Here is a 5,535-nt window from a genome sequence, read left to right as displayed (position 1 = left end):
TTGTTCATTCTGTCCGCGATGTTTGAGCTGCTGGGATCCAGCTTGCGCTCCATTGCCAGAGAGCGTTCCAGCAGTTTTTCCGCCTCTTTATAGCGTCCGATATCCTTGTAAAAGCGCCCCAGATTGTTCAAAAAGGGGCTCAATTCCAGGGAGCGCTGTCCATACAGATTTTTGGCCAGTCCCACGGCTTCATGATAGACGGGGTCTGCTTTTTCATAACGATTTTGATAGTGATAAAGCAGCGCCAGATAGAAATAGTGTCGGCAAAACTGGTGACTTTCCCTGCCGCAGGCGGCTTCACTGAGATCGGCGGCGTGGCGGAAATGGTATTCGGATTTATCCAGAAAATTCTGATCCCAATACAGTTCACCGGCTTTAAAATGGTAGAGAGCGGCTTGGTCAAGCTGTTCGGCTTTTTCGAAGTGGTTGGCAATTTCGGCTGCATGTTCATGCAAGTCTTTGGCGAAAACTTTCTCCATGGCTTTGGCGGCACTGAGGTGCAGCTCTCGCAGTTCATCCGCCACGATGGTGGAATACACGGCTTCCTGAATGAGGATGTGGGAAAAAATGTAGAAAACTTCGTTCAAGTCTCTCCAGATACCGCTTTGGAAGCCTTTATCCAAATGCGGGGCAGGACTGGAATTCAGCATTTCGGAGAGCACCTTGATGTTGAAACGCATGCCCAGGACGCTTGCTTTCATCACACTTTCCCTGGTTTTGGCGGAAAGGTGGTTGATGCGGCGCAGCAGAACTTTATGAATGCCAACACCTTGCCAATTTGCGGGAACCGTGATTTCACCGCGGGCGTTCACATTGCCTTCCTCCACCAGCGACGACATTACCTGTTCGATGTTGAAAGGATTGCCATCGCTGAATGTGGAAAAAAAGCTGGCTGTGTCTTTGGGAAGAGTCTCCAAACCCAAAAGCTGGGTACACAATTCCAGGCTTTCACCAAGGGCGAGGGGATTCAAATCCAGGTGCAGACTTTCGAATCCGGGGATTTCGAGCGTGGGGACAGAGCCATCATCCAAATAGCGGGATGAAGCTAAAATGCCGATTCGGACTGGCTCGAGCTCTCCCAAAGCTGTCAAAAAGAGCCGGGAGCGAGGATCCAGCCATTGGAGGTCGTCGATGGCTAAAAGTAGTGGTACATCTTGGGAAACCAGGGCTAAAAAGTGCGCGCCGCCCTCCAAACTGCGCCACAGACGTAAATCCGGCGGAATCATTTCCAGCGGGCTTTCCTCCCAGCGCAAATCCAAAATGAAGGCGATGAAAGGTTCCAGTTCCGCGAATTTCTTCCTGCCCCTGGCCCACTTTTTCCAGTTTTGGCGAAAAATCTCCAAAGCTTCGTCCTGTGCAAGCTCCGGCTTCATTCCAAAAAAACGATCGAAAAACTGTTTTACGGGATCGAGGGGCGCAGAAATGGGCATTTCGCAGCAGGCGGTAAGCACTGTAAAGCCTCTTGCGAGAGAGAGTTTAAGGATTTCCACCATCAACCTGGTTTTGCCGATTCCGGGATCGCCGCAAATGTGGGCAACGTAATTCCTTTCCGAAGCCAAAGTTTGATCTATCAAGCCTTCGAGGAAGGAAAGCTCTTCCTTTCTGCCCACGAATGTTTCCCGCAAGGAAATATCGCTGGGGGAAAGCATGCCGGTTAGTTCGAAAAGCTGTTCGGAGGCTTGTTTAACCGTTTTCCCCGCGGTTTGCCAGGAACGGAAGCTGAAGTCTTTGTTGGTTTTATTCCAAATAGCGGCGTCTGTTGCCACTTTGCCAGGTTTTGAGTGTTCCCAAATTTCTCTGGTCCGCAGACCCACTTCTCCAAAAACGAGATATTGACATCCACCGGGATACTGCAGGCAGGTGGAAAAAACGGTGTCAGCAGCAATTCCCATGCGCAAATCAGGATATTTTTTCAGTATATCCAGGGAAACGCGGCAAGCCCGATGATACATCTCGGAATCCTTGAACGGCACTCCAAAATACGCGAATATATTGTATTCACTGCTTTTTTTACGGGCGCCCAACATGAAGGCTTTGAAAGCGATGGAGATAACCTCCATGTTTTGAACCATCTGTTCCACCTGAGCCAAACCCTCCCAAGCCAAGCTCACCATGATGCAGGCCGCGGACTGGAAAGAAGTTTTGGGTTCAAGATTGTGAAGGCGGGGATGGGTGAATTTGGTTTGGAGTTCCCTCAGCTCTGAATCCAGCGAAAGCTTGAATGGGATTGGCTTTGGCGCGCGAGATGATTTGGGACGCCCTTTTTCATTGAGCAATCCCAGGGCTCCCAGCTTGGCACGGGCTTTGTCTGTGATTCGCAAGCTACCGGTTTTAGCGGGAATTACCTCCAAGGTTTCCAGTTCGGGTCCATAAAACACGCATTCATATTGGAGGGGATTTATCATCACGCGCCAGTTTACCCTACCGTAACCCATTGCCATCCTAAGCTTTGGATGTGGGGAAGGTTTGTTTTTTCCTGTTTCACGATTGATGCCTTCCAATTCTTTTGCCGCTGCCAAAATCTGCGGAGCATCCACGCCGGGAAACACAGCCAAAAAAGAATCGCCTTCCATTCTGGCAACGAAGCCGCCACGGTTTTCCACAATCTCGAATAGCTGGACGCAAATGATATTCAGAAAGTCGGAAAGCTTGTCTGCGCCTGCCTGCCCCTGTTTTTCAAAACCTGCCAACATGGGTCGAAGTTCCGCAATTCGGCAGTCCAAAATAAAGGAATTGAAGCTACCCCGCGGTTTTTGCTGCCGCAGTTTGGACAAGATGTAAGCAGGTACGTAGTTTAACATGATTTATCACTTCGCAAAAGGGGGGTAACCCAAGCTCAGAATAAAAACTAAATTTTACATAACGGTAAAATGGCATAATCGGTCAAGTAATTTTTATTCGGGCGGAAATGAAAAGTTCGAGAACTGAAAACGAATCTGGGTTGATTCGCTAGTTTTTCAAGCTATTTTTGAAAACTGCAACCGCCTCAAAAGACGTTGGCGCGGGGAATTCCGTTTCGGGGTCTGGATGGTTTTATGCTTGGCTCACGCCTCCGCGAGTTTTTGCTTGTAGTTACGGAATTTTTCCCGCAGTTCATCATCCTGTAAAGCCAGGATTTGCACTGCCAACAGGGCGGCGTTTTTGGCTCCGCCGATGGCCACGCTCGCAACTGGAACTCCCGGAGGCATTTGCACGATTGCCAACAGAGCATCCAAACCTCCCAGGCCACCGCTATCCAGAGGCAAACCTATCACAGGCAAAACGGTGTGGGACGCCAAAACTCCGGGCAGATGGGCTGCCATTCCAGCGGCGGCGATTATCACTTTAACCCCATCGTTTTCAGCCTGTTGAGCCAGTTCGGCGGTTTTTTGGGGCTTGCGATGGGCGGAGGAAACGTGAAAATCGTAATCCACGCCGAATTCCTCCAAAACCTGGCGCAAGGGTTCACAGATGGGCAGGTCACTTTTACTGCCCAAAATCACACGAACTTTGGGCATTTTACTTATTTTGCTGTTCTGGCAGAATGGTGAGGCAATCGTGAATTTCCTCAACGTTTGCCGCGGTGCTGAAGGCTTCCAGAATCTCCGGGTTCATGATGAGCTTGGAGATGTAGGAAAGGCTGAAAAGATGTTGTTTGTCGTTGTGCAGGAGCAGCATGAAGAAGATGTTCACGGGTTTGTTGTCTGGAGCATCGAAATCCACGGGGGTGCTGGAGCGTCCGAAGAGGATGCTGGGTGCCTTGATTTTGGATGGATGCAGGTGGCGCGGATGCAGCAGAGCGACACCGTGGCCGATGGCGGTGGAGATCAGCTCCTCACGGGCAACCACAACTTCATAGAGCCAGCGGGCATCGCGCACAAGCTTCAAATCCTTCGCCTTCACGCTGAGGATGCGAATGGCGTCGAACTTGTTTTCCGCTTCGAAATCCAGAAAGATATTTTCCGGGCGCATATACTCTTCAAAATGGCAGATAACGCGCTTTAATGCCAGCATTTTTTCGTCTCTTTCGTTGAGGTTTTCCAGCCATTCATTCAGGGAATCCTCATCGATTTTGAGGTTTTTCCCCACCTGTTTGGTTTCAAAAGTATCGGTGTTCATCATCTCCTGGACCACGCGCTCGGATACTTTCAGCTTGCGGGCCACTTCGATTTTGGACAAATATTTCTTCGCCATTGTTACCTCCCTTGGTGATGGCTTTGGAAATGCGTTTTTTTGCATTTTCAAGGTTTAACTTGACAAAGATAGAGATTTTTTTGAGCATGGCATAATGGTCAAGAAATATATTTGTCTGGCAATGCTGGCGGTGGTACTTTGGGGATGCTCATATTCCGTGTTTTCAAATGCTTACCCGCATCTGAAAAATATTGCCGTGCGCCCTTTTGAAAACCGAAGTTCACAGTTTGATCTGGCGGATACGGTGATGGACGGGCTTACCCAAAAATTCAGCCGTGACGGACGCCTGAAACTTGTAACACAACAGCCTGATTGCACGCTGGAAGGAGAAATCCTGGATTTTTCGGAAAGCGTTTACAGCTACGACAGCGGTAATAATGTGCAAGATTATATGCTGCGCCTAAGCTGCAGCGTGGTTTTCACCGACCTGATTAACAACCAGGTAATCTATGAAAATAAACAACTGACCCTGACGGAGCCCTACGCAGCCACCGCGCAAAGCTCCAGCACGGCAAAATCAAAAACGAAAGAGGAAGCAACAGATGAACTCATCACGAGGCTCTTCAACACCATCATCCAAAACAGCCTCGAAACCTGGTGAAGGCATACGCCTGAACCGTTGGCTGGCTCAAAGCGGAATTTGTTCCCGCCGCGATGCGGATGAATTGATTCGCTCCGGAGAAGTGCGGGTGAACGGTGAAATCTGCACAGACCTGAGCTGCAGGGTGGACCCCGAAAAAGACCAGGTCAGCCTGCGCGGGGAAGAGCTGCAGCCGCAAACGGAAATGGTGTATCTGATGCTGAATAAACCCCGCGGTGTGCTGGTGACACGTGCCGATGAATTTGGACGTGACACGATTTACGCGCTGTTGCCTCAGGGAGCGCACAATCTGCGTTACGCGGGCAGGCTGGACAAAGGTTCGGAAGGTCTGCTTCTGATGACCAATGACGGCGAACTAATCAACGCGCTCACCCATCCAAAGCGCGGCGTGGAAAAGGTTTACCGAGTTGAAATCAACCGCGTTCTCAATAAAAAAGAACTTGGCGAATTGCGTCGCGGAGTGCCCATCGAAGGTGGTCTCACGCGTCCAGCCGGAGTTTTTGTGAAAAGCCAAACTGAAGGCAGCATGACCTTGAAAATTGTAATCACGGAAGGACGCAAGCGGCAAATTCGCCAGATGTTGGAAGCCGTGGGAGCTCGGGTGAAACGGCTCAAACGCCTGCAATTAGGTACTTTGCAACTGAAAGACCTTCCCGAAGGACGCTGGCGTCATCTAACCCCGACGGAGCTGCGTTCCTTAAAAAAACTCGTGGAGAATAAAGATAAATGAATATTGCCCTGATTGGACCGCCCAAAAGTGG

The 5,535-nt window shown here is 50.0% G+C and carries 5 protein-coding genes; 2 read left to right on the top strand and 3 right to left on the bottom strand.

Going from position 1 to position 5,535, the window contains the following annotated elements:
* The 3 genes from GX135_07720 to GX135_07710 all read right to left on the bottom strand — a co-directional run.
* Positions 1-2,801 (bottom strand): AAA family ATPase (locus GX135_07720; GenBank protein ID NLN85965.1); only part of this gene is annotated, 2,801 nt, incomplete at its 3' end.
* 243 nt (positions 2,802-3,044) lie between these two features.
* Positions 3,045-3,497: a 5-(carboxyamino)imidazole ribonucleotide mutase gene (gene purE, locus GX135_07715; GenBank protein ID NLN85964.1), complete on the bottom strand. Its 453-nt coding sequence runs from the start codon at positions 3,495-3,497 to the stop codon at positions 3,045-3,047.
* A 1-nt stretch (position 3,498) separates the two neighbouring features.
* Complete coding sequence (locus GX135_07710; protein NLN85963.1) at positions 3,499-4,173, bottom strand: PTS transporter subunit EIIA; 675 nt, start codon at positions 4,171-4,173, stop codon at positions 3,499-3,501.
* A gap of 94 nt (positions 4,174-4,267) precedes the next feature.
* Here GX135_07710 and GX135_07705 point away from each other — a divergent pair, with 94 nt between their 5' ends.
* Together GX135_07705 and GX135_07700 are read left to right on the top strand one after the other, a co-directional pair.
* The gene (locus tag GX135_07705) at positions 4,268-4,774 is read left to right on the top strand and encodes an LptE family protein (GenBank protein NLN85962.1); all 507 of its coding nucleotides are present in this window, start codon (positions 4,268-4,270) and stop codon (positions 4,772-4,774) included.
* Positions 4,716-5,504, top strand: a complete 789-nt coding sequence (locus GX135_07700; protein NLN85961.1) for an rRNA pseudouridine synthase — start codon at positions 4,716-4,718, stop codon at positions 5,502-5,504. The genes GX135_07705 and GX135_07700 overlap by 59 nt, the downstream gene beginning before the upstream one ends.
* Positions 5,505-5,535: the final 31 nt, after the last annotated feature.

The organism is Candidatus Cloacimonadota bacterium (assembly GCA_012522635.1).
In the GTDB taxonomy this organism is placed as follows: domain Bacteria; phylum Cloacimonadota; class Cloacimonadia; order Cloacimonadales; family Cloacimonadaceae; genus Syntrophosphaera.
This window is presented reverse-complemented; position numbering and strand designations above follow the sequence as displayed.